This window comes from Oscillibacter hominis (assembly GCF_014334055.1).
In the GTDB taxonomy this organism is placed as follows: Bacteria; Bacillota; Clostridia; order Oscillospirales; family Oscillospiraceae; genus Oscillibacter; species Oscillibacter hominis.
Genome location: NZ_CP060490.1, coordinates 2,271,776 through 2,290,731 on the forward strand (window position 1 = coordinate 2,271,776; position 18,956 = coordinate 2,290,731).

Consider the following 18,956-nt stretch of genomic DNA (forward strand, 5'->3'; position numbering starts at 1 on the left):
ATGACAGCAATGTAAGTTTTCTGCCCATGCCTTCGGCGTCTTTCGCCGGTCCGGCGGCAGAGGCAAATGCCAAATAGCGCCCTTATTCCAGCACCGCGCCACGGGCCGCGGAGGACACAAGCTTGGCATAGCGGGCGAGATACCCGGTCTTGATCTTGGGCTCCGGGCAGACCCAGGCAGCCCTTCTGCGGGCCAGGGTCTCCTCATCCACCAGCAGCTCAATCCTGCAGTTGGGGATATCGATGCGGATCAGGTCCCCCTCTTCCACAAGGGCGATGGGACCGCCCTGGGCCGCCTCGGGGCACACGTGGCCGATGGAGGCGCCACGGGTGGCGCCGGAGAACCGGCCGTCGGTGATGAGGGCCACTTCCTTGTCCAGGCCCATGCCCGCGATGGCGGAGGTGGGGTTGAGCATCTCCCGCATGCCGGGGCCGCCCTTGGGGCCCTCGTAGCGGATGACCACCACGTCGCCGGAAACGATCCTGCCCTGGTAGATGGCCTCAATGGCCTCTTCCTCCGAATCAAACACCCGGGCGGGGCCCTGGTGGGCCATCATCTCCTCCGCCACGGCGGACTGCTTGACCACACAGCCCTCCGGGGCCAGGGAGCCCTTGAGCACGGCGATGCCGCCGTAGGAGGAGTAGGGGTTGTCGATGGGCCGGATCAGCTCTGGGTCTAAGTTTTCCACGCCCTCCAGGTTCTCCGCCAGGGTCTTTCCGGTGACGGTCATCACGGAGGTGTCCAAAAGGCCCTTCTTGTTGAGCTCTGCCATGACGGCCCACACGCCGCCGGCACGGTCCAAATCCTCCATGAAGGTGTCGCCGGCAGGGGCGAGGTGGCAGAGGTTGGGGGTGCGGCGGGAGATGTCGTTGGCGTACTCCAGGTCCAGCTCGATGCCGCACTCGTGGGCAATGGCCGGCAGGTGCAGCATGGAGTTGGTGGAGCAGCCCAGGGCCATATCCAGCGTCTCCGCGTTGTGGAAGGCCGCCTCGGTCATGATGTCCCGGGGACGGAGGTTCTGGCGCAGCAGCTCCATCACCTGCATGCCCGCGTGCTTTGCCAGCCGCAGCCGCGCGGAGTAGGGGGCCGGAATCGTGCCGTTGCCCCGCAGGGCAAGGCCCAGGCCCTCCGTCAGGCAGTTCATGGAGTTGGCGGTATACATGCCGGAGCAGGAGCCGCAGGAGGGGCAGGCGTTGAGCTCGTAATCCTCCACGCCGGACTCGTCGATCTTTCCGGCCTTATAGGCGCCCACCGCCTCAAACATATGGCTCAGGCAGGTGCGCCGCCCATCCTGCAAGCGGCCGGAGAGCATGGGCCCGCCGGAGCAGAAGATGGTGGGCACGTTCAGCCGGGCCGCGGCCATGAGGAGGCCGGGCACGTTCTTATCGCAGTTGGGCACCATCACCAGCGCATCGAACTGGTGGGCCAGGGCCATGGCCTCGGTGGAGTCGGCGATCAAATCCCGGGTCACCAAGGAGTATTTCATGCCCACGTGGCCCATGGCGATGCCGTCGCACACGGCGATGGCGGGGAACACCACCGGGGTGCCGCCGGCCATGCGCACGCCGGCCTTCACCGCCTCGGTGATCTTATCAAGGTGCATATGGCCGGGGACGATCTCATTGTAGGAACTGACCACGCCCACCAGGGGGCGCTCCAGCTCCTCTTTCGTATAGCCCAAGGCGTAGAAGAGGGACCGGTTGGGGGACCGCTCCACGCCTCTTGTCACATTATCGCTTCTCATAGATTACTTCTTCAGCCAGCTCATCATCTTGCGCAGCTCGGCGCCCACCTTCTCAATGGGATGGGCGGCGGCCATGCGACGCTGGGCCAGGAAGCGGGTTCTGCGGCCGCCGTTGGGGCTCATCTCGGTGAGGAACTCAGAGGCAAAGGTGCCGTCCTGGATCTCCCGCAGGACATTCTTCATCTCCTTGCGGGTCTCTTCGGTGATCAGCCGCTTGCCGGTGCGGTAGTCGCCGTATTCAGCGGTGTTGGAGATGGAGTAGCGCATCTTAGAGAAGCCGCCCTCGTTGATGAGGTCGATGATCAGCTTCATCTCGTGGCAGGTCTCAAAGTAAGCCATCTCGGGCTCGTAGCCGGCTTCCACCAGCGTGTCGAAGGCCGCGTGGATCAGTTCGCAGACGCCGCCGCAGAGCACGGCCTGCTCGCCGAAGAGGTCGGTCTCGGTCTCCTCCTTGAAGGTGGTCTCCAGAATGCCGGCGCGGCCGGCGCCGATGCCGGAGGCGTAGGCCAGGGCCGTGTCCTTTGCCTTGCCGGTATAGTCCTGCTCCACGCAGATCAGGCTGGGCACGCCCTTGCCCTCCACATACTGGCTGCGGACGGTGTGGCCCGGGCCCTTGGGGGCGACCATGATGACGTCCACATTGGCGGGGGGCACGATGGTCTTGAAGTGGATGTTGAAGCCATGGGCAAAGGCCAGGGTCTTGCCCTCGGTGATGTAGGGGGCCACCTGCTTGTTGTAGATGTCGGCGCACAGCTCATCGGGCACCAGCATCATCACCACATCGCCGGCCTTGGCCGCCTCTTCCACTTCCATCACCTTGAAATTGGGGCACTTGGCGGCGAAGGCGGCGGCCTTTTCCCAGTGGGAGGAGCCCTTGCGCAATCCCACCACCACGTTCACGCCGCTCTCAGCCAGGTTCTCCGAATGGGCATGGCCCTGGGAGCCGAAGCCGATGACGGCCACGGTCTTCCCGTCCAGCACGCCTAAGTTGCAGTCCTTGTCATAGTACTTGTTGATCATAATTCTTCTCCTTTACAAATTCCACTCTTCAAGAAGAGGGATGGATTTTTGAATCATACAGCGCTTACGCCCGGTGGTTCTCCGTGTGGTCGTAGGGCATCACCGCAGAGCCGCGGCCAATGGTGGTCATGCCGGTGCGGCACTGCTCGATGATGTCATAGGGCGACAGCACCTCCAAAAACGCGTCGATCTTGCCTGGCTTGCCCGTCAGCTCCACGATCAGGCTGTCCCGGGTCAAATCCACAATCTTCGCCTCGTAAATCTCGCAGATCTCCTTGATGCGGCTGCGCTGGTTCTCCGTGGTGCGCAGCTTCACCAGCAGCAGCTCCCGCTGAATGGCGGCTGAGGTGTCCTCCACCCGGATGGAGCGGACCTCAATGAGCTTTTTGGTCTGGAGCACGATCTGGTCGATGACCTTCTCCTCGCCGTGGGTGGCGATGGTGATGCGGGAGATGCCCGGGTCGTTGGTCTCCGAAACGGTGAGAGAGTCAATGTTGTAGCCGCGGCGGCCGAACATCATGGCCACCCGGGCCAGCACGCCGGTGTTGTTCTCCACCAACAGCGCCAGGGCCACTTTTTCCTGTGTCATTTTCTCTCCTCCTTACTCCAAGATGATATCCTGAACCGTCATGCCGGAGGGGATCATGGGCAGCACCCGCTCCTCCCGGTCGATGGGGCAGACGATCCAGCTGGGGCCTTCCGAGCGCAGCGCCTCATCCAAAGCCGCCCGGAACTGCTCCGGCGTCCCGGCCCGGAAGCCCCGGGCGCCGAAGCCCTCCGCGATCTTCACATAGTCGGACTTGCGCTCCGGCTCAGTGCACATGTAATGGCTGTCGTAAAAAGAGGTCTGCCACTGGCGGACCATGCCCAGGACCCTGTTGTCCATCAGCACGGTGATCACCTGGAGGTTGTTGGACACGGCGGTGCAGGCCTCGTTCATGTTCATGTGGAAGGACCCGTCGCCGGTGACGTGGATCACCTTGGCGCTCTCGCCCAGGGCCACCTTTGCACCGATGGCCGCGCCGTAGCCAAAGCCCATGGTGCCAAGGCCTCCGCTGGTGATGAAGCCCCGGGGCTTGGTCTTCTTGCAGTACTGGGCCGCCCAGATCTGGTGCTGGCCCACATCAGTGACCACCACCGCGTCCTCGCCGGCCTCCTGGCCGATGATCTCCATGATGGTGTGGGGGTGGAGGACGCCGGGCTCGGAGGTGGGATAGTAGTCCCGCTCGCGCCAGAGCTCGATCTTCTCCTGCCAGCCAGAGCGGTCCCGGGGTTCCACCAGGGGCAAAAGCCCGGTCAGCGCCGCCTTCAGGTCCCCGGCCACAGCCAGGGAGGAGGGGACGTTCTTATCAAACTCGCTGGGGTCGATGTCAAAGTGGACCACCTGCGCCTTGGGGGCGAAGGCATCGGTCTTCAGCGCCACCCGGTCGCTGAAGCGGGTGCCCACGGCCAGCAGCAGGTCCGCCTGGTCGATGGCCGTGTTGGCCACCATACTGCCGTGCATGCCGATCATCCCCAGGTCCAGCTCATCCCCAAAGCCGATGACACCGGTGCCCATGATGGTGTGGCAGGTGGGGATATGGGCCTTGCGGACAAACTCCACCAGCTCGCGGGAGGCGTTGGCGCTGATGACGCCGCCGCCAAAGCACAGCACCGGGCGGTGGCTCCTGGCCAGCAGGGCCGCGGCCTGGCGCAGCTGCTGCATGTCGGGCTGCATCGGTGCCTCCGGCGCTGCCGGCGGCTCCGGGGTATACTCGCACGTCGCGGCGGTGATGTCCTTAGGGATATCCACCAGCACAGGCCCCTTGCGGCCGCTGGAGGCGATGCGGAAGGCGGTGCGCAGGGTGTGGGCCAGGCGGGTGATGTCCCGCACGGCGTAGTTATGCTTGGTGATGGGCGTGGTGATGCCGGTGATGAACACCTCCTGGAAGCTGTCCTTGCCGATGAGCTCCGTGCCCACGTTTGCGGTGATGGCCACCATGGGGATGCTGTCCAAGTAGGCGGTGGCAATGCCGGTGACCAGGTTGGTGGCGCCGGGCCCGCTGGTGGCCAGGCACACGCCGGTCTTTCCGGTGGCGCGGGCGTAGCCGTCGGCGGCATGGGACGCACCCTGCTCGTGGGCGGTGAGATAGTGGGTGATCCGGTCCCGGCGCTGATACAGCGCATCGTAGATGTTCAGCGCCGCGCCGCCGGGATAGCCGAAGAGGTTTGTGACCCCCTGCTCAATGAGCACTTCCACAATGATCTCTGCCCCTGTCAATAACAATGTAATCTCCCCCTATGTTGTAATTCTCTTACGAGTAAAAAGCAAAAGACGCCTTTGTCTCTTTTTCATAGAAAAGAGACAAAGGCGTCAAAAACGTCTCTGCGGTACCACTCTCATTGCCCGCCTTCCGCGCTGCACTGCGGAAGGGCGAACCCCTCATGGACATCCATCAATGTCCGGCGCTTTAACGGGCGCGCCCGGTTCCACTTACGCAGGCAGGAGTTCTGTCCTTCGGCGGACTGCTCAGGGATGATCTTCCCGCTCCAAACGTCCACTGCCTCGCACCATCCGGCAGCTCTCTGATGTGGTCTGGAGGGTACTTGTTCCCCTCAACGCATTTTATATTTGAAATTACTTGCATTGTACGCTAAAACCCTTTTGTTCGTCAATCGTCAATTTACACAAGAACCAGGTCCGGACATGGCAATTTTATATTCAACATATTGCCGGGCCACCCGGGGCGAGCGTCCGCCGGAGCGGAGCGCAAAGGCCTCCGCCTCCTGGAAGAGCTGTTCCTCCGGCGCGTCCAGCCCCTCCCGCTCCGCCAACTGGGCCACCACGCTCAGATAGAGGTCCCGGCCGGGCTTTCCGAAGGTGATGACAATGCCGAACCGGGCGGAAAGGCTGGCCACCTCCTCCAGGGTGTCGCTGAGGTGGATCTCGTCGCCCTGGCGCTGCTGGAAGGTCTCCTGTACCAGATGGCGGCGGTTGCTGGTGGCAAAGACCACCGTGTTTCCGGAGCGGGCGGCCACGCTGCCCTCCAGCACGGTCTTCAGCGCCGTAAAGTCCCGGTCGTCAGAGGCAAAGGACAGGTCGTCGATGAACAGGATGAATTTCAAAGGAAGGCCGCTGAGGGTGTCCAACAGGGCGGGGATGTGGCGCAGGCGGCTCTTTTCCACCTGGATCAGCCGCAACCCCTGGTCCTGATAGGCGTTGGCCAGGGCCTTCACCGTGCTGGACTTCCCGGTGCCTGCGTCGCCGTAGAGCAGCACGTTGTTGGCCGGCAGGCCCTGGAGCAGGGCCTGGGTATTTTTGATGAGCTTCTCCCGCTCCGCCTCATATCCATAGAGCTCTGAAAGCTGCTGGGGATCAGGGTGCTCCACCGGCACCAGGAGGCCCTGGGGGGAGACGGAAAACACATGGTACTGGGCAAAGATGCCGAATCCGGACTGAGGCGAGCGCTCCAGCATCCGGCGGTACACCCGGGTGAACCGCTCTCCCTCGGCGCTCCAGGCAGGCAGTTCCTCCGCATGTTCCTTCAGGTCAAACCGGGCGCAAAAGGCCTCGCTGGATAAGACCGCCTCCTCCAAAAGAGCCAGTTCCCGCTCCAGCCACCGTTCTGCCTGGGACCCCACCGTCCGTTGGGAGGCCGCCGCGCGGACATAGAAGTTGTCGTCCCGCAGCATCAGCGTCTCCACCGCCTGGTGCAGATCCGTACCCCGGGGATAGAGCTCCGCCGCCAGGTCGCACATCCGCGCGGCCGCGCTTTCCCGGTCCGCTTCCAAGAGGGCGGCCAGGGCCTCCATCAGCGGCTCTCCCCGAAGGTTCCGAAAGATGACAAGGTGGCGCAGGGTCTGCGCCGTCTGCCTCATATCCATGGTATCTCTCCTTTGTCAATCCAAACAAATTTGATGCGCACCGGCCGGGGCGGCTTTGCAAAAAGCCACAAGCCCGCCTAACCTTCCTTGAAAAGCGGGCCGGGCGCCCGGGCCTCCGCGCTCTCGGTTAAAACGTGAATTCAGGGACAAACCCGGCTCACATTCTCTTCTTTTTTCAGAAATCCGCGTCATTTCCGGACTTTTTCAAAAAATTACAGGTCGCGGCACGCCTTGCAGTATACACGGATGATCCGGGAGATGCAAGCCCAATTTCGCCAAAAATTAGACTTGACAACCGGAAAAATTTCCTGTATTCTTGCAGACAACAACACAACGAGCAGATACGATGACAGGGAGAAAGTCCCTCCGCGATGTTTCAGAGAGCCGCCGGTTGGTGAGAGGCGGTACGGAGCTGGGAGACGTCACTGGCCCTCGAGTATTCAAGCTGAGGCCCTGTGGGCTTAGGCGCGAACGGGTTTCCTCACCGTTACCAAAGAGGCAGGATTCGTCCATATTGGACTGATGCTGAAAGCGGGTATAGCAATATACCAACAAGAGTGGTACCGCGGAAGTGTTTGGGCTTTCGTCTCTTTCAAAAAGAGACGATGGCCTTTTTTATTTGTCGTTGTTCGTTGACGGTTTTCAGTTCAGCCACTGGCGGAAATGTAAGGAGGATCAGTTCTCATGAACAAAATCAAGGTATTTGACACGACGCTGCGGGATGGGGAGCAGTCTCCCGGTTGCAGCATGAACCTGTCGGAAAAGATCGAAATGGCCCGGCAGTTAGACGCCCTGGGCGTGGACATCATAGAGGCCGGCTTTGCCATCGCCTCTCCCATGGACTTCAAGAGCGTACAGACCATTGCGGAAGTCGTCACCAATTGCAAGGTCGCCAGTCTCGCCCGCTGCACAAAGGGCGATATTGACGCCGCCTGGGAAGCCGTGAAGGGCGCGAAGTACCCGCGCATCCACGTGTTCCTGGCCACCAGTGACATCCACATGGAATACAAGCTGCGCATGACCCGCGAGCAGGTGCTTGCCAGCATTGCCGAGAACGTGGCCTACGCCAAGTCTTACTGCGACGACATCGAATTCTCCGCCGAGGACGCCTCCCGTTCCGACCCCGCATTTTTGGCCAAGGCCTACTCCACGGCCATTGCCGCCGGGGCAACTGTCATCAATGTGCCCGACACCGTGGGCTACTCCACGCCCCAGGAGATGGGGGAGCTCATCTCGTATCTAAAAAAGCACGTGGAGGGCGTGGACCAGGTGGACATCTCCGTCCACTGCCACGATGACCTGGGCATGGCTGTGGCCAACACCCTGGCCTGCGTCCAGGCCGGCGCCACCCAGGTGGAATGCACCGTCAACGGCATCGGCGAACGGGCGGGCAACGCCAGCCTGGAGGAGATTGTCATGGCGCTGAAGACCCGCCAGGATTTTTACCAGGCCGACACCGGCGTCAACACCCGTCAGATCTACCGCTCCAGCAAGCTCTTGAGCAACATCACCGGCGTCAGCGTGGCCCCCAGCAAATCCATCGTGGGTGCCAACGCCTTTGCCCACGAGTCCGGCATCCACCAGCACGGCGTGCTGGCCAACGCCCAGACCTACGAGATCATGAAGTCCACCGACGTGGGCATTCCTCAGAACACCATGGTCCTGGGCAAGCACTCCGGCAAGCACGCCCTGCGGGAGAAGCTGGAGTCCATGGGCTACGAGGTCAGCGACGAGCGGCTGGACGAGATCTTCGTCCGCTTCAAGGCCCTGGCGGACAAGAAGAAAACCATCACCAGCTCCGATCTGGAGGCTCTGGTGCTGAATCAGCGCCGGGTGGACAACGTGACCTACGACTTTGTCAGCCACGTGGTTAACACGGGCCTCGATGTGCCCAACACCGCCTGCATCAAGGTGAAAAAGGACGACGAGACCATCGAGGAAGTGGCCATCGGCACCGGACCGCTGGACGCCTCCTTCAAGGCCATCAACCACATTGTGGGCATGGACGTGGCGCTCAGCAGCTTCAGCCTCAGCGCCGTTACCGACGGCGAGGACGCCATCGGTGAGGCCACGGTGAAGCTTGCCTACGGCGACAAGACCGTCACCGGCCGGGGCCTCTCCACAGACATCATCGAGTCCTCCATCCGGGCCTACATCAACGGCATCAATAAGATTATGGGGGTACAGTAACATGGGCATGACAATGACGCAGAAAATCCTGGCCAAACACGCCGGCCTCAGCGAGGTGCGCCCGGGCCAGCTCATCATGGCAAAGTTGGACCTGGTCCTGGGCAACGACATCACCTCTCCCGTGGCCATCAATGAATTTGAGGCCGCCGGGTTCGACCAGGTCTTTGACAAGAGCCGCATCGCCATGGTCATGGACCACTTTACCCCCAACAAGGACATCAAGGCCGCCACCCAGTGCAAGCAGTGCCGTGCCTTTGCCAAGCGCTTTGACCTGGACAACTACTACGACGTGGGCGCCATGGGCGTGGAGCACGCCCTGCTGCCGGAGCGGGGCCTGGTGGCCCCCGGCGAGGCCGTCATCGGCGCCGACTCCCACACCTGCACCTACGGCGCCCTGGGCGCCTTCTCTACCGGAGTGGGCTCCACCGATATGGGCGCAGCCATGGCCACGGGCCAGACCTGGTTCAAGGTCCCGGCCGCCATCCATGTCCACGTCACAGGTTCCTTCCGGCCCTATGTCTCCGGCAAGGATGCCATTTTACACCTCATCGGCCGGATCGGCGTGGACGGCGCGCTGTACCAGTCCCTGGAGTTCTCCGGCCCGGGGTTGAAGAGCCTGACCATCTACGACCGCCTGACCATGGCCAACATGGCCATTGAGGCCGGCGCCAAAAACGGCATTTTTGCCGTGGATGACGTGACCCGCGCCTATGTGGAGGGCAGGGTGAACCGGCCCTGGGAAGCCTTTGAGGCCGACGCAGACGCCGAATACGTCCGCACGGTGGAGCTGAATCTCAGTGAGATCGACTGCACCGTGGCCTATCCCCACCTGCCGGAAAACGCCCACAGTGCTGCTGAGAGCGGACACATCGCCATCGACCAGGTGGTGATCGGCTCGTGCACCAATGGCCAGAGCGCCGACATGGCGGCTGCCGCCGCGGTGCTCAAGGGCCGGCACATCGCCAAGGGCGTCCGGGCCATCGTCATCCCCGCCACCCAGCGGGTCTATCAGGAGTGCATCCGCCAGGGCTGGATGGACACCTTCCTGGAGGCGGGCTGCGCGGTCTCCACGCCCACCTGCGGCCCCTGCCTGGGCGGCCACATGGGCTGCCTCGCCGCAGGGGAGCGCTGTGTCTCCACCACCAACCGCAATTTCGTGGGCCGCATGGGCCACGTGGACAGTGAGGTCTATCTGGCCTCTCCCGCCGTGGCGGCGGCATCCGCCGTCACCGGAACAATCACCCATCCCAAGGAGGTCATGGACGCATGAGAGCACACGGTACAGTATTCAAATACGGCGACAACATAGACACCGACGTCATCATCCCCGCCCGGTACCTGGCCACCCAGGACCCCAGGGAGCTGGCCTCCCACTGCATGGAGGACATCGACGCCTCCTTTGTGGGGCGGGTCCAGCCCGGCGACATCATGGTGGGCGGCTTTAACTTCGGCTGCGGCTCCTCCCGGGAGCACGCGCCCATCGCCATCCGGGCAGCCGGAGTCAGCTGCGTCATCGCAAAGACCTTTGCCCGCATCTTTTACCGCAACGCCATCAACATCGGCCTTGCCATCCTGGAGTGCGAGGCCGCCAGCGACGGCATCCGGGACGGCGATGAGGTCAGCGTGGACTTTGATTCGGGCGTCATCACCAACCTGACCCGGGGCGAAACCTATCAGGCGGAGCCTTTCCCGCCGTTCATCCGGGACATGATCGATAAGGGCGGCCTGATGGCCTCCATCAAGAGGTGACGCCATGGAAAAGAAAATTGCTGTCATCCGGGGCGACGGCATCGGCCCGGAGATCGTAAACGAGGCAGTCGCCGTCCTGGACGCAGTGGCCGCTAAGTTCGGCCACACCTTCCGCTACAGCGACGTGCTCATGGGCGGGTGCGCCATCGACGAGTGCGGCGTCCCCCTGCCCCAGGCCACCGTGGACGCCTGCCTTGCCTCCGATGCCGTGCTCTTAGGCGCGGTGGGCGGCCCCAAGTGGGACGCCGTCCCCAAGGAGATCCGCCCTGAGCGGGGCCTTCTGGGCCTGCGGGGCGCATTGGGCCTCTATGCCAACATCCGCCCGGCCCGGCTCTTCCCCCAGCTTCGCCGCGCCTGCCCCCTGAGGCCGGAGATCGCGGACAAAGGCATCGACTTTTTGATGGTCCGGGAGCTGATCGGCGGCGTCTACTTCGGCGAGCACCGCTCCGAGCAGGCGGACGGCCAGGAAAAGGCCACCGACATCATGGCCTACAGCGAGGAGGAGATCCGCCGCATTGCCCACGTGGCCTTCCGCCTGGCGGAAAAGCGGCGCAAAAAGGTCACCTCTGTGGACAAGGCCAACGTGCTGGCCACCTCCCGGCTGTGGCGCCGTGTGGTCGCAGAGGTGGCCCAGGGCTACCCGGACGTGGAACTCAGCCACATGTATGTGGACAACTGCGCCATGCAGATCGTCCGGGACCCCTCTCAGTTCGACGTGATCGTTACGGAGAACCTCTTCGGCGACATCCTCTCCGACGAGGCCAGCATCATCACCGGCTCCATCGGCATGATCCCCTCCGCCTCCCTTGGAGGCGGCACCCTGGGCCTCTACGAACCCATCCACGGCTCCGCGCCGGACATCGCCGGCACCGATACCGCCGACCCCATCGGCACCATCCTGGCGGCGGCGGAGCTCCTGCGGGACTCCTTTGACCTAATGGAGGAGGCCAGGGCCGTGGAGGACGCGGTGAGCCGTGTTTTGGACGCGGGCTACCGCTGCGGCGACATCATGAGCGAGGGCTGCACCGCCGTGGGCTGCCGGGAGATGGGCCGGCTCATCCGCGAGGCCATCTGAACCGCATGCTTGGCCCGGCCGGGACTTCCGGCCGGGCCTTTTCTTTTGTATCGCGCTATGGTACAATGTCCTCAATCGCGATACTGCGCAGCGCGCCAGCCCAAACACTGCGGCCAAAACCAAACCGAATCATCAAGGAGTCCATATGTACTACGGAGAGATCAAAAACTGCGACATTGCCAACGGCGAGGGCGTCCGGGTGAGCCTGTTCGTCTCCGGCTGCACCAACCACTGTGAGCAGTGCTTCCAGCCCCAGACCTGGGCCTTTGACTACGGGCGGCCCTTCACCGCAAAGACCGAGGAGGAGCTGCTGAGCCTTCTGGCGCCGGACTACATCAGCGGACTGACGCTCTTGGGCGGAGAGCCCTTTGAGCCGGAAAACCAGCGGGCCCTGGTTCCGTTTTTGCACCGGGTGCGCCGGACGCTGCGGCGCAAGACCATCTGGAGCTTTTCCGGCTTCACCTATGAGGAGCTGCTCTCACCGGACAGCTATCCCCACTGCGAGGTGACGGAGGAGATGCTGGGCCTTTTGGATGTGCTGGTGGACGGACGGTATGTGGCGGCGCTTCACGACATCTCCCTGCGGTTTCGCGGCAGCTCCAACCAGCGGCTCATCGACTTGAACCAAAGCCGTAAAGCGGGCCGCATCGTCCTTTGGAACGGCTGAAAAAGGAACGCTTCCCTATTTGGGAAGCGTTCCTTTTTTGATCTTTACAGGGCGATCAGGTACTTGAAGGCCTCGTGGCGGCGGAGGCTGTCGTAGGCCCGGCCCAACTCCTTTAGGGGAACCGGGTGGTCCATGTCGTACCAGAGCGAGGCATCCAGCTGGCCACGGAGGATCATGGCCTGCACCTCCGCGTTGGTCTCCTCCTCATCGTAGCCGTCTGCATAGACCCGGAAGCTGTGTGCCGCCAGGAAGGGATTGAGCCCGTAGGCCGCCCGGTTGTTCCACCCGTAGACGCCCACAACCGCGTCCCGGCGCAGCACGCCCAGCACCCGGTTTACCACGTCGGAGCCGCCCACGCCGTCGATGAGCACGTCAAAACCGCCGCTGAATTCGGCCTGAAGCGCCTCCGGCAGGGCCTCATCTTTATAATTGAAGTACGCACGCAGCGGCAGAGTGCGGAATGCCTTCTCCTTGGAGAGGCTCCCAACCACCACCAGCTCCGCGCCTAAGTTGCACGCGTGGGCGGCAAAGGACAGCGCGTTGCCGCCGGAGCCGACCAGCAGCACCCGGCTTCCGCTGCCCACGCCAAGCCGCCTGATATAGGAGAGGGTCTCCCGCCAGGTGATGATCATGGGCGCAGTCTTCTCGTCAATGGAGGGATGGATGATCTGGTTCACCCGGCTGCGGTTCCAGAGGGACAAGTCCACACCGTCCTTTTTCATCTGCCAGTGGTCCCGGGCCACGCCATATTCGGCGAATCCGCCCCAGTTGGAGCCCAGGCCCGCTGCTCCCGGATAGCCCACACGGCTCACCAAATCACCCACGTGGAGGTTTTTCACCTTGGCTCCCACCTCCACCACCCGGCCCACGCTCTCGTGGCCCAGCACGGTGGGGAAGGAGACGGGGAAGGGGTGCTTTCCATCCATCAGGTGGATGTCCGTCCCGGCGCAGGTTGCGCCGTAGCACAGGGCGCACAGCGCGTCATAGGGGCCCAGCTCCGGCATGGGGACATCAAGGACCTCCAGCGTTCCGATTTTTGTGACTACAGCTGCTTTCATATTATGGTTCTCCTTTCCACAGGAGTTATAAAATTGCTCCTTGCTCCTTCAGTATACCACGCACGGCCGCCGTGGTAAACGTCCCGGCGGCGTACGCCGCCGCCATCACCCCGGCGGCGTGTCCCGTGGACATGCACGTCATGGAGATGCGGCAGGAGGCGTTGGCTTCAAAGGTGGCGCTGATGCAGCGGCCGGCCAGGAACAGATTCTCTGCCGACCGGGCCATCAGGCACTCCTGAGGGATGTGGTAGCCGGACACGATGCGCTCAAACTTCATGCCGTCGCCGCTCTGGTGGATGTCGATGGGGAAGGCTCCCATGGCCACATCCGTGGGACCGCTGCGGGCGGCCACGATATCGTCCCGGGTTAGGGTATACCTGCCCACAACCCGGCCGCTCTCCCGCACGCCCACATAGCCGGTCTGGACGATGTAGGAATCCGCAAAGGCGGGGATGGTGCGGCGGAACCAGCCGTGGAGCTCCCGCACCTGCTCCATGCCCTGGCACTGGGCATCCGAGAGGGCAAAGGGGTCCAGGGGATCCGCGTTGATGCGGGAGTAATTGGCTATGACCTCGCCGGGGCGGGTAGTCTGCATCATGTGGATTTCATGGCGCTTAAGGTTCAGCGCGCCGGAATCATGGCCCGCCTTCAGCGCCCCCGTAAAGCCCCACAGGTGGAGGTGCTCCGCCTGAAGGTTCAGCTCCTTCTGAAAGGTCTTGAACTCCTCGCTGTGAGCGGCCACATACTCCTTCAGCAGATCAATGTCCACGCCTGCGATGCGGCAGAGCACCGTTACCGGCTGGCTGCGGCCGGATTCATTCCCCACCGCCACGTCGTTGCCCGCCAGGTAGGAGGCGTAGCCGCCGCCGGTGGCGTCCACCACAGCGCCGCACTCCACCCGGACAGCCCCGGTCTTAGTCCGCAGGCGCAGCGCGGAAATGGATGCGCCGGAGCGCTCCACCTCCTCCAGCGTGGCTTCGGTCAATACGGTGACATCATAATGCTGCAGGAATTTCAGCAGTGCAAACTTCATGGTTTCCGCGTCATAGGGCACGATGGAGGCGCAGTAGCCGGTGGTGTCCTCCACCGCCCGGGCGCCGCTGTCCAGGGTGCGGAGGAAGTCCAAAAACTCCTTGGCCATGCCGGCAATCACGGTTCCGTTCGAATCCTCCGGGGTCATCAGCGCCTCCAGGGGGCCCATGGTCACCACGCCTCCTAAGAAGGTGGAGGACTCCGCCAACAGCGTCCGGGCTCCGCATTTCGCCGCGGCGGCCGCCGCCATCACGCCGGCGATGCCCCCACCCACCACCGCCACGCCGCAGCGGACGGTGCGGTCCAGAGGCCTGGCGGCTCGATTGATGTTCATATGCATTCCTCCCATTGGAAATCGCCCAAGTACTGTACTTGGGCGATTTTGCGGTTCAATTTAGCCCAGGCCGTAGATCAGATTGGGCAGCGTTGTGGAAATTTGCGGGATGAAGGTAATGGCCAGCAGCACTGCGATCATGACAGCGTAAAATGGCAGCATGGCCTTTGTCAGCTGTTCTATGGACCGCTTTGCAATGGCGCTGCACACAAAAAGCAGCACGCCCACCGGCGGGGTGATGAGGCCGATGCCAAGGTTCAAAATCATGATGACGCCCAGCTGGATGGGGCTCATTCCGATGGCGGTGACCACAGGCAGAATGATGGGGGTGATGATCAGGATGGAGCAGATCATATCCATCATGGTGCCCATAATCAAAAGCAGCAGGTTGATGATCAGCAGCAGGACAATCTTGTTGGAGGAGATACCCAGCAGCAGATTGGTCAGCTTGGTGGGGATCTGAAGGTAGGAGACCACCCACCCGAAAGCAGAGGAGATGCCGATCAGCGCCATGACCATGGCCAGGGTCTTGAGGCTGTTGCGCATGATGTTGAGGATCTCCTTCAGGGGAATCTCCCGGTACACCGCGAAGGTGACGATCAGCGCATAGATGCAGGCAATGGCCGCGGACTCGGTGGCGGTGAACACGCCGGTGACCACGCCCAGCACCACAATCAGAACAGTGCCAAGGCCCCAGATGCCCTCCCAAGTGGCCCGCAGCGTCCGTTTCAGAGAGAATTTGTCGCCCACGGGATAGTTCTTCTTCCGGGCCACGATATAGCAGTAGATCATCAGCGCCAGGCCCAGGAACAATCCCGGGATCAATCCGCCCATAAAGAGCTGGCCCACGCTGACGCCGCCGGCCGCCATGGCAAAGATGACCATATTGTGGCTGGGCGGGATCAGCAGGCCCTGGACGGAGCTGGCCATGGTGACGGCCGCGGAGAACTCGGTGTCATAACCGTTGTCCTCCATCACCGGGATCAGCATGGCGCCGATGGAGGATACGTCCGCAGTGGGGGAGCCGGAGATGCCGCCGAAAAAGGTGCTGGCCACAATGTTGACCATGCCCAGGCCGCAGCGCATCCAGCCCACCAGGGCATCCGCCAGCTTCACCAGCCGCCGGGTGATGCCGCCGGCGCCCATGATTTCGCCGGCCAGGATGAAGAAGGGGACCGCCATCAGCGAGAAAGAGTTGAGTCCCTTTACCGTCTGCTGGGCCACGGTTTGCAGGGGAATGCCTAAGTACAGCACCGTCAGCAGGGTGGACGCGCCGATGGAAAACAAAATATGGTTGCCCAGGAAGATCAGCAGGAAAAAGCTTCCCAGGAGAATGATCGTAGCAATTACTTCCGTTGACATAGCGTCCTCCCCAATTGGTACAAAAGCATGATGGTCATGGCAAGGCCCCCGATACAGACCGAGCCGTACAGCACGGAGGAGGGCAGGCCGCTGCCGGGCAACTTCGTGCGGGACGTCTGTTCGATCAGGTCCAGGCCCTTCCAGAAGAGTACGCCGCAGAAAAAGATATTCAAAAGCGCAAAGATCGTGTTGCGGATTTTCAGCCCCAATGGGCCGAACAGTTTGTCAAAAATGGTCATACGCACGTGGGTGTCATCTTTGACCGCCAGGGCGGCCGCCATCAGCGACATCCACACCATGAGGATTTTGGAGACTTCCTCCGCCCAGGAGGGCGTGTTGTTGAGCACGAACCGCCCAAAGACCGCCCAGGTGATCACCACCACCTGACCGGCCAGGCAGATCACGCAGATCCACTGGATCAAGCTGTAGAGGAGGTCGATGACCCGCTCCACCTTTGATTTTCCCAATTCATGTTCCATATATCAGATTCCTCTCTGAACCGTACCAAGGCAGGCGCGGTCCACCGCTCCTAAATTGGAAGCAGGGCCGCCGGTGCGTTTTACCGACGGCCCCGCATCACACGCAATCCGTCAGGATCAGTTACTGCATGTCCTGAATCTGCTGCAGCAGATCTTCATATCCAACGGAGAACTGGGCGTACATGGGCTGCACGGCATCCATCCACTCCTGGGGATTGTCGGGGGTGACGAAGGTCAGGCCCTTGCCCTCCAGAGCGGTGCGGTAGCCGTCCAGCTCAGCCTCAGCGATCTCTTTGTAGTAAGCTGCGCCCTCGTCCATGGCCTCCTGCAAAATGGCCTGGTCCTCCGCGCTCAGCTTATTCCAGAAGGATTCGCCCACCAGCATAATGCTGGCCTCGTACTGGTGCGCCATATCCAGGACATAGGAGCTGACCTCATAGAAGCTCATGTTCAAAATGCCCTTCAGGGGGTTGTCGGCGCCGTCCACAATGCCGGTCTGCAGGGAGCTGTAGAGCTCATTGTAGGCAATGGGGGTGGCGGAAGCGCCCAGGCTCTCCACCATGGAGGTGGCCAGGGAGTTGGTCGGGACGCGGATCTTCAATCCCTTGATGTCGTCCAGGCTGGAGACTTCCTTGTTCTTGAAGAAGAAATATCTGCCGGAGGGCTCCAGATAGCCCAGGCCGTAGACGCCCAGGCCCTTGTCCACGATCTCCTGGAGCATGGTGTCGCCCACTTCACTCTCCAGCACCTTGTTGGCGCTCTCCAAATCCTTGAACACGAAAGGCAGGGACAGCAGGTTCATGGACTCGGCGCCGGCATCGGCCAGCCAGGAGGGGTTGGTGCGGCACATCTCGATGGAGCCCATCTGCACGGAGCTGAGGATATCGGCCATCTCGCCCATCTGGCCGGCAGGATAGACCTGGACCTCGATGCGGCCGTTGCTCTTTTCGGAAACCAGCTCGGCAAACTTATACTCGAACTGGGTCTCCACGTCGTTCTCCGCCTGAACGTCCGCGAGACGGATGGTGATCTTCTCGCCGGAGGGCGCAGAAGAGCCGGAGGCACTGCCGGACGCACTGCCGCTGCCGGACGCGCTGCCGGAGCCGCTGCTGCCGCAGGCCGCCAGGGAAAGTGCCATTACAAGTGCCATTGCCAAAGACAGAAACTTTTTCATGGTTTTCCTCCTATTTGATTTCTTTTGTCATTTATCAACAGCTCAGTTGAGCTTGCCGATCTCCTTGAGGATGCCGAGGGTGACCTTCATCTCCTCCTCGGTGGCGGGAGCCAGGGGGCTGCGTGCCGGCCCAAGCTTGATGCCGGTCACGGCCTCAATGGCCGGGCGCAGGATGGAGTTGGGCAGGATGCGGCCGTTCTGGCCGGTGGACTTGCAGAAGCGGTAGATGGGCACGAACAGCTCCTTGGCCTTCTCGTTGTCCCCCTCCGCAAAGGCCTTGAAGATCGCGCGGATCTCATGGCCGAAGATGTGGGCTCCGCCGGACACCAGGCCCATGGCGCCCTGCACGATGGTGGGCAGCAGCATCACGTCGTCGCCGTTGTAGATGGCGAAGTCGGGATCCACGTCCGCCGTGGCCAGGAAGAAGTCCGTCACCTGGGTGGGGTTGATCCCCGCCTCGTCCTTGATGCCGATGATGTTGGGGATGGACGCCAGGCGCCGCACCGTCTCCGCCTCCAGGTTCACGCCCACAAAGATGGGGATGTTGTAGAGCATGATGTTGGCCTTGGTGCTCTCGGCCAGGGTCTTGAAGTGGTTATAGAGCCCCTCCTGGGTGGGCTTGTTGTAGAACGGGCACACCACCAGGCAGGTCTCAATGCCAAGCTCCACCGCCTTGTTGGTCAGCGCTACCGTCTCCTTGGTGGAGGCGCAGCCCGTGCCGGCGATGACCGGCTTGCGGCCGGCGGCGGCCTTCACCGCTGTTTCCATCAGCTTCACGCGCTCGTCAAAGGTCAGGAGGCTGGCCTCGCCCGTGGTGCCCGTCACGATCAGCGAATCGCACAGGTCCTTCTCGATCAGGTACTCGATCAGCTCAGCGTACTTGCCGTAATCCACGTCCTCGTTGGCGTCATACGGCGTGATCAGCGGCAGCAGTATCTGCCCGTACTTTGCTACAAACTTGTTCATGTAGGTCCCTTCCATCTCCATAAAATCTCACTATTTCCCATAACATCTGATTGTACGACGTCATGAAATCATATTGTCAATGTATCCGAATTTATATAACTTGTCAATGTTTTGCCAGGTAAAATATGCTTTTCCAACACAGAATTTATGTTTTCAACAAAATACCCATTCATTTTTTGTAAAGATTGTTTTTGACCTTCAAAAAACCTTAACAGCCGCTTAACAGAAAAAGGAGAGGCGCA

16 protein-coding genes and 2 other annotated features are annotated in these 18,956 nt (G+C 61.9%); of the genes, 5 read left to right on the top strand and 11 right to left on the bottom strand.

What is annotated here, in order from left to right; translation table 11 throughout:
• Positions 1-82: 82 nt before the first annotated feature.
• From ilvD to H8790_RS11305, 5 genes are all read right to left on the bottom strand, one after another.
• Entirely contained in the window at positions 83-1,744 is a 1,662-nt protein-coding gene (ilvD, locus tag H8790_RS11285; RefSeq protein ID WP_187332597.1) for a dihydroxy-acid dehydratase, read from the bottom strand.
• Positions 1,745-1,747: 3 nt separating this feature from the next.
• Complete coding sequence (gene ilvC / locus H8790_RS11290; RefSeq protein WP_187332598.1) at positions 1,748-2,764, bottom strand: ketol-acid reductoisomerase; 1,017 nt, start codon at positions 2,762-2,764, stop codon at positions 1,748-1,750.
• Between the two features lie 64 nt (positions 2,765-2,828).
• Positions 2,829-3,353 (bottom strand): acetolactate synthase small subunit, encoded by a 525-nt coding sequence (gene ilvN, locus H8790_RS11295; protein ID WP_187332599.1) that lies wholly within the window; start codon positions 3,351-3,353, stop codon positions 2,829-2,831.
• Positions 3,354-3,365: 12 nt separating this feature from the next.
• Positions 3,366-5,030: a biosynthetic-type acetolactate synthase large subunit gene (ilvB, locus tag H8790_RS11300; RefSeq protein ID WP_187332600.1), complete on the bottom strand. Its 1,665-nt coding sequence runs from the start codon at positions 5,028-5,030 to the stop codon at positions 3,366-3,368.
• A gap of 71 nt (positions 5,031-5,101) precedes the next feature.
• Positions 5,102-5,372: a binding site (T-box leader), on the bottom strand.
• 50 nt (positions 5,373-5,422) lie between these two features.
• The gene (locus H8790_RS11305; RefSeq protein ID WP_187332601.1) at positions 5,423-6,628 is read right to left on the bottom strand and encodes an ATP-binding protein; all 1,206 of its coding nucleotides are present in this window, start codon (positions 6,626-6,628) and stop codon (positions 5,423-5,425) included.
• Positions 6,629-6,965: 337 nt separating this feature from the next.
• Positions 6,966-7,222 (top strand) — a binding site (T-box leader).
• A 90-nt stretch (positions 7,223-7,312) separates the two neighbouring features.
• On the opposite strand from H8790_RS11305, the gene H8790_RS11310 reads away from it, so the two are divergent.
• From H8790_RS11310 to nrdG, 5 genes are all read left to right on the top strand, one after another.
• The gene (locus tag H8790_RS11310; RefSeq protein WP_187332602.1) at positions 7,313-8,818 is read left to right on the top strand and encodes a 2-isopropylmalate synthase; all 1,506 of its coding nucleotides are present in this window, start codon (positions 7,313-7,315) and stop codon (positions 8,816-8,818) included.
• 1 nt (position 8,819) lies between these two features.
• The gene (leuC, locus tag H8790_RS11315; protein WP_187332603.1) at positions 8,820-10,088 is read left to right on the top strand and encodes a 3-isopropylmalate dehydratase large subunit; all 1,269 of its coding nucleotides are present in this window, start codon (positions 8,820-8,822) and stop codon (positions 10,086-10,088) included.
• Complete coding sequence (gene leuD, locus H8790_RS11320; RefSeq protein ID WP_187332604.1) at positions 10,085-10,567, top strand: 3-isopropylmalate dehydratase small subunit; 483 nt, start codon at positions 10,085-10,087, stop codon at positions 10,565-10,567. Before leuC ends, leuD begins: the two co-directional genes overlap by 4 nt.
• A 4-nt stretch (positions 10,568-10,571) precedes the next feature.
• The gene (leuB, locus tag H8790_RS11325) at positions 10,572-11,642 is read left to right on the top strand and encodes a 3-isopropylmalate dehydrogenase (protein ID WP_187332605.1); all 1,071 of its coding nucleotides are present in this window, start codon (positions 10,572-10,574) and stop codon (positions 11,640-11,642) included.
• 145 nt (positions 11,643-11,787) lie between these two features.
• Positions 11,788-12,309, top strand: a complete 522-nt coding sequence (gene nrdG / locus H8790_RS11330) for an anaerobic ribonucleoside-triphosphate reductase activating protein (RefSeq protein ID WP_187332606.1) — start codon at positions 11,788-11,790, stop codon at positions 12,307-12,309.
• 44 nt (positions 12,310-12,353) lie between these two features.
• Here the strand turns inward: nrdG and H8790_RS11335 are convergent, their stop codons facing one another.
• From H8790_RS11335 to dapA, 6 genes are all read right to left on the bottom strand, one after another.
• Positions 12,354-13,367: an alcohol dehydrogenase catalytic domain-containing protein gene (locus H8790_RS11335; RefSeq protein ID WP_187332607.1), complete on the bottom strand. Its 1,014-nt coding sequence runs from the start codon at positions 13,365-13,367 to the stop codon at positions 12,354-12,356.
• A 25-nt stretch (positions 13,368-13,392) separates the two neighbouring features.
• Positions 13,393-14,733, bottom strand: a complete 1,341-nt coding sequence (locus tag H8790_RS11340) for an FAD-dependent oxidoreductase (protein ID WP_187332608.1) — start codon at positions 14,731-14,733, stop codon at positions 13,393-13,395.
• 60 nt (positions 14,734-14,793) lie between these two features.
• On the bottom strand, positions 14,794-16,095 hold the full coding sequence (locus tag H8790_RS11345) for a TRAP transporter large permease (protein ID WP_187332609.1): 1,302 nt from the start codon (positions 16,093-16,095) through the stop codon (positions 14,794-14,796).
• Complete coding sequence (locus H8790_RS11350) at positions 16,080-16,574, bottom strand: TRAP transporter small permease (protein ID WP_187332610.1); 495 nt, start codon at positions 16,572-16,574, stop codon at positions 16,080-16,082. Before H8790_RS11350 ends, H8790_RS11345 begins: the two co-directional genes overlap by 16 nt.
• Positions 16,575-16,695: 121 nt before the next feature.
• Positions 16,696-17,748 carry a TRAP transporter substrate-binding protein gene (locus H8790_RS11355; protein WP_187332611.1) on the bottom strand — a complete coding sequence of 351 codons (1,053 nt, stop codon included), beginning with the start codon at positions 17,746-17,748 and terminating at the stop codon, positions 16,696-16,698.
• Between the two features lie 42 nt (positions 17,749-17,790).
• Positions 17,791-18,714: a 4-hydroxy-tetrahydrodipicolinate synthase gene (gene dapA, locus H8790_RS11360; RefSeq protein ID WP_187332231.1), complete on the bottom strand. Its 924-nt coding sequence runs from the start codon at positions 18,712-18,714 to the stop codon at positions 17,791-17,793.
• Between the last annotated feature and the right edge of the window lie 242 nt (positions 18,715-18,956).

What these genes read in the sequence shown, in the direction of transcription:
- ilvD (WP_187332597.1), bottom strand. Translation starts at nt 1,744, where the DNA reads ATGAGAAGCGATAATGTGACAAGAGGCGTGGAGCGGTCCCCCAACCGG.
- ilvC (WP_187332598.1), bottom strand. Translation starts at nt 2,764, where the DNA reads ATGATCAACAAGTACTATGACAAGGACTGCAACTTAGGCGTGCTGGAC.
- ilvN (WP_187332599.1), bottom strand. Translation starts at nt 3,353, where the DNA reads ATGACACAGGAAAAAGTGGCCCTGGCGCTGTTGGTGGAGAACAACACC.
- H8790_RS11305 (WP_187332601.1), bottom strand. Translation starts at nt 6,628, where the DNA reads ATGGATATGAGGCAGACGGCGCAGACCCTGCGCCACCTTGTCATCTTT.
- H8790_RS11310 (WP_187332602.1), top strand. Translation starts at nt 7,313, where the DNA reads ATGAACAAAATCAAGGTATTTGACACGACGCTGCGGGATGGGGAGCAG.
- leuC (WP_187332603.1), top strand. Translation starts at nt 8,820, where the DNA reads ATGGGCATGACAATGACGCAGAAAATCCTGGCCAAACACGCCGGCCTC.
- leuD (WP_187332604.1), top strand. Translation starts at nt 10,085, where the DNA reads ATGAGAGCACACGGTACAGTATTCAAATACGGCGACAACATAGACACC.
- leuB (WP_187332605.1), top strand. Translation starts at nt 10,572, where the DNA reads ATGGAAAAGAAAATTGCTGTCATCCGGGGCGACGGCATCGGCCCGGAG.
- nrdG (WP_187332606.1), top strand. Translation starts at nt 11,788, where the DNA reads ATGTACTACGGAGAGATCAAAAACTGCGACATTGCCAACGGCGAGGGC.
- H8790_RS11335 (WP_187332607.1), bottom strand. Translation starts at nt 13,367, where the DNA reads ATGAAAGCAGCTGTAGTCACAAAAATCGGAACGCTGGAGGTCCTTGAT.
- H8790_RS11340 (WP_187332608.1), bottom strand. Translation starts at nt 14,733, where the DNA reads ATGAACATCAATCGAGCCGCCAGGCCTCTGGACCGCACCGTCCGCTGC.
- H8790_RS11345 (WP_187332609.1), bottom strand. Translation starts at nt 16,095, where the DNA reads ATGTCAACGGAAGTAATTGCTACGATCATTCTCCTGGGAAGCTTTTTC.
- H8790_RS11350 (WP_187332610.1), bottom strand. Translation starts at nt 16,574, where the DNA reads ATGGAACATGAATTGGGAAAATCAAAGGTGGAGCGGGTCATCGACCTC.
- H8790_RS11355 (WP_187332611.1), bottom strand. Translation starts at nt 17,748, where the DNA reads ATGAAAAAGTTTCTGTCTTTGGCAATGGCACTTGTAATGGCACTTTCC.
- dapA (WP_187332231.1), bottom strand. Translation starts at nt 18,714, where the DNA reads ATGAACAAGTTTGTAGCAAAGTACGGGCAGATACTGCTGCCGCTGATC.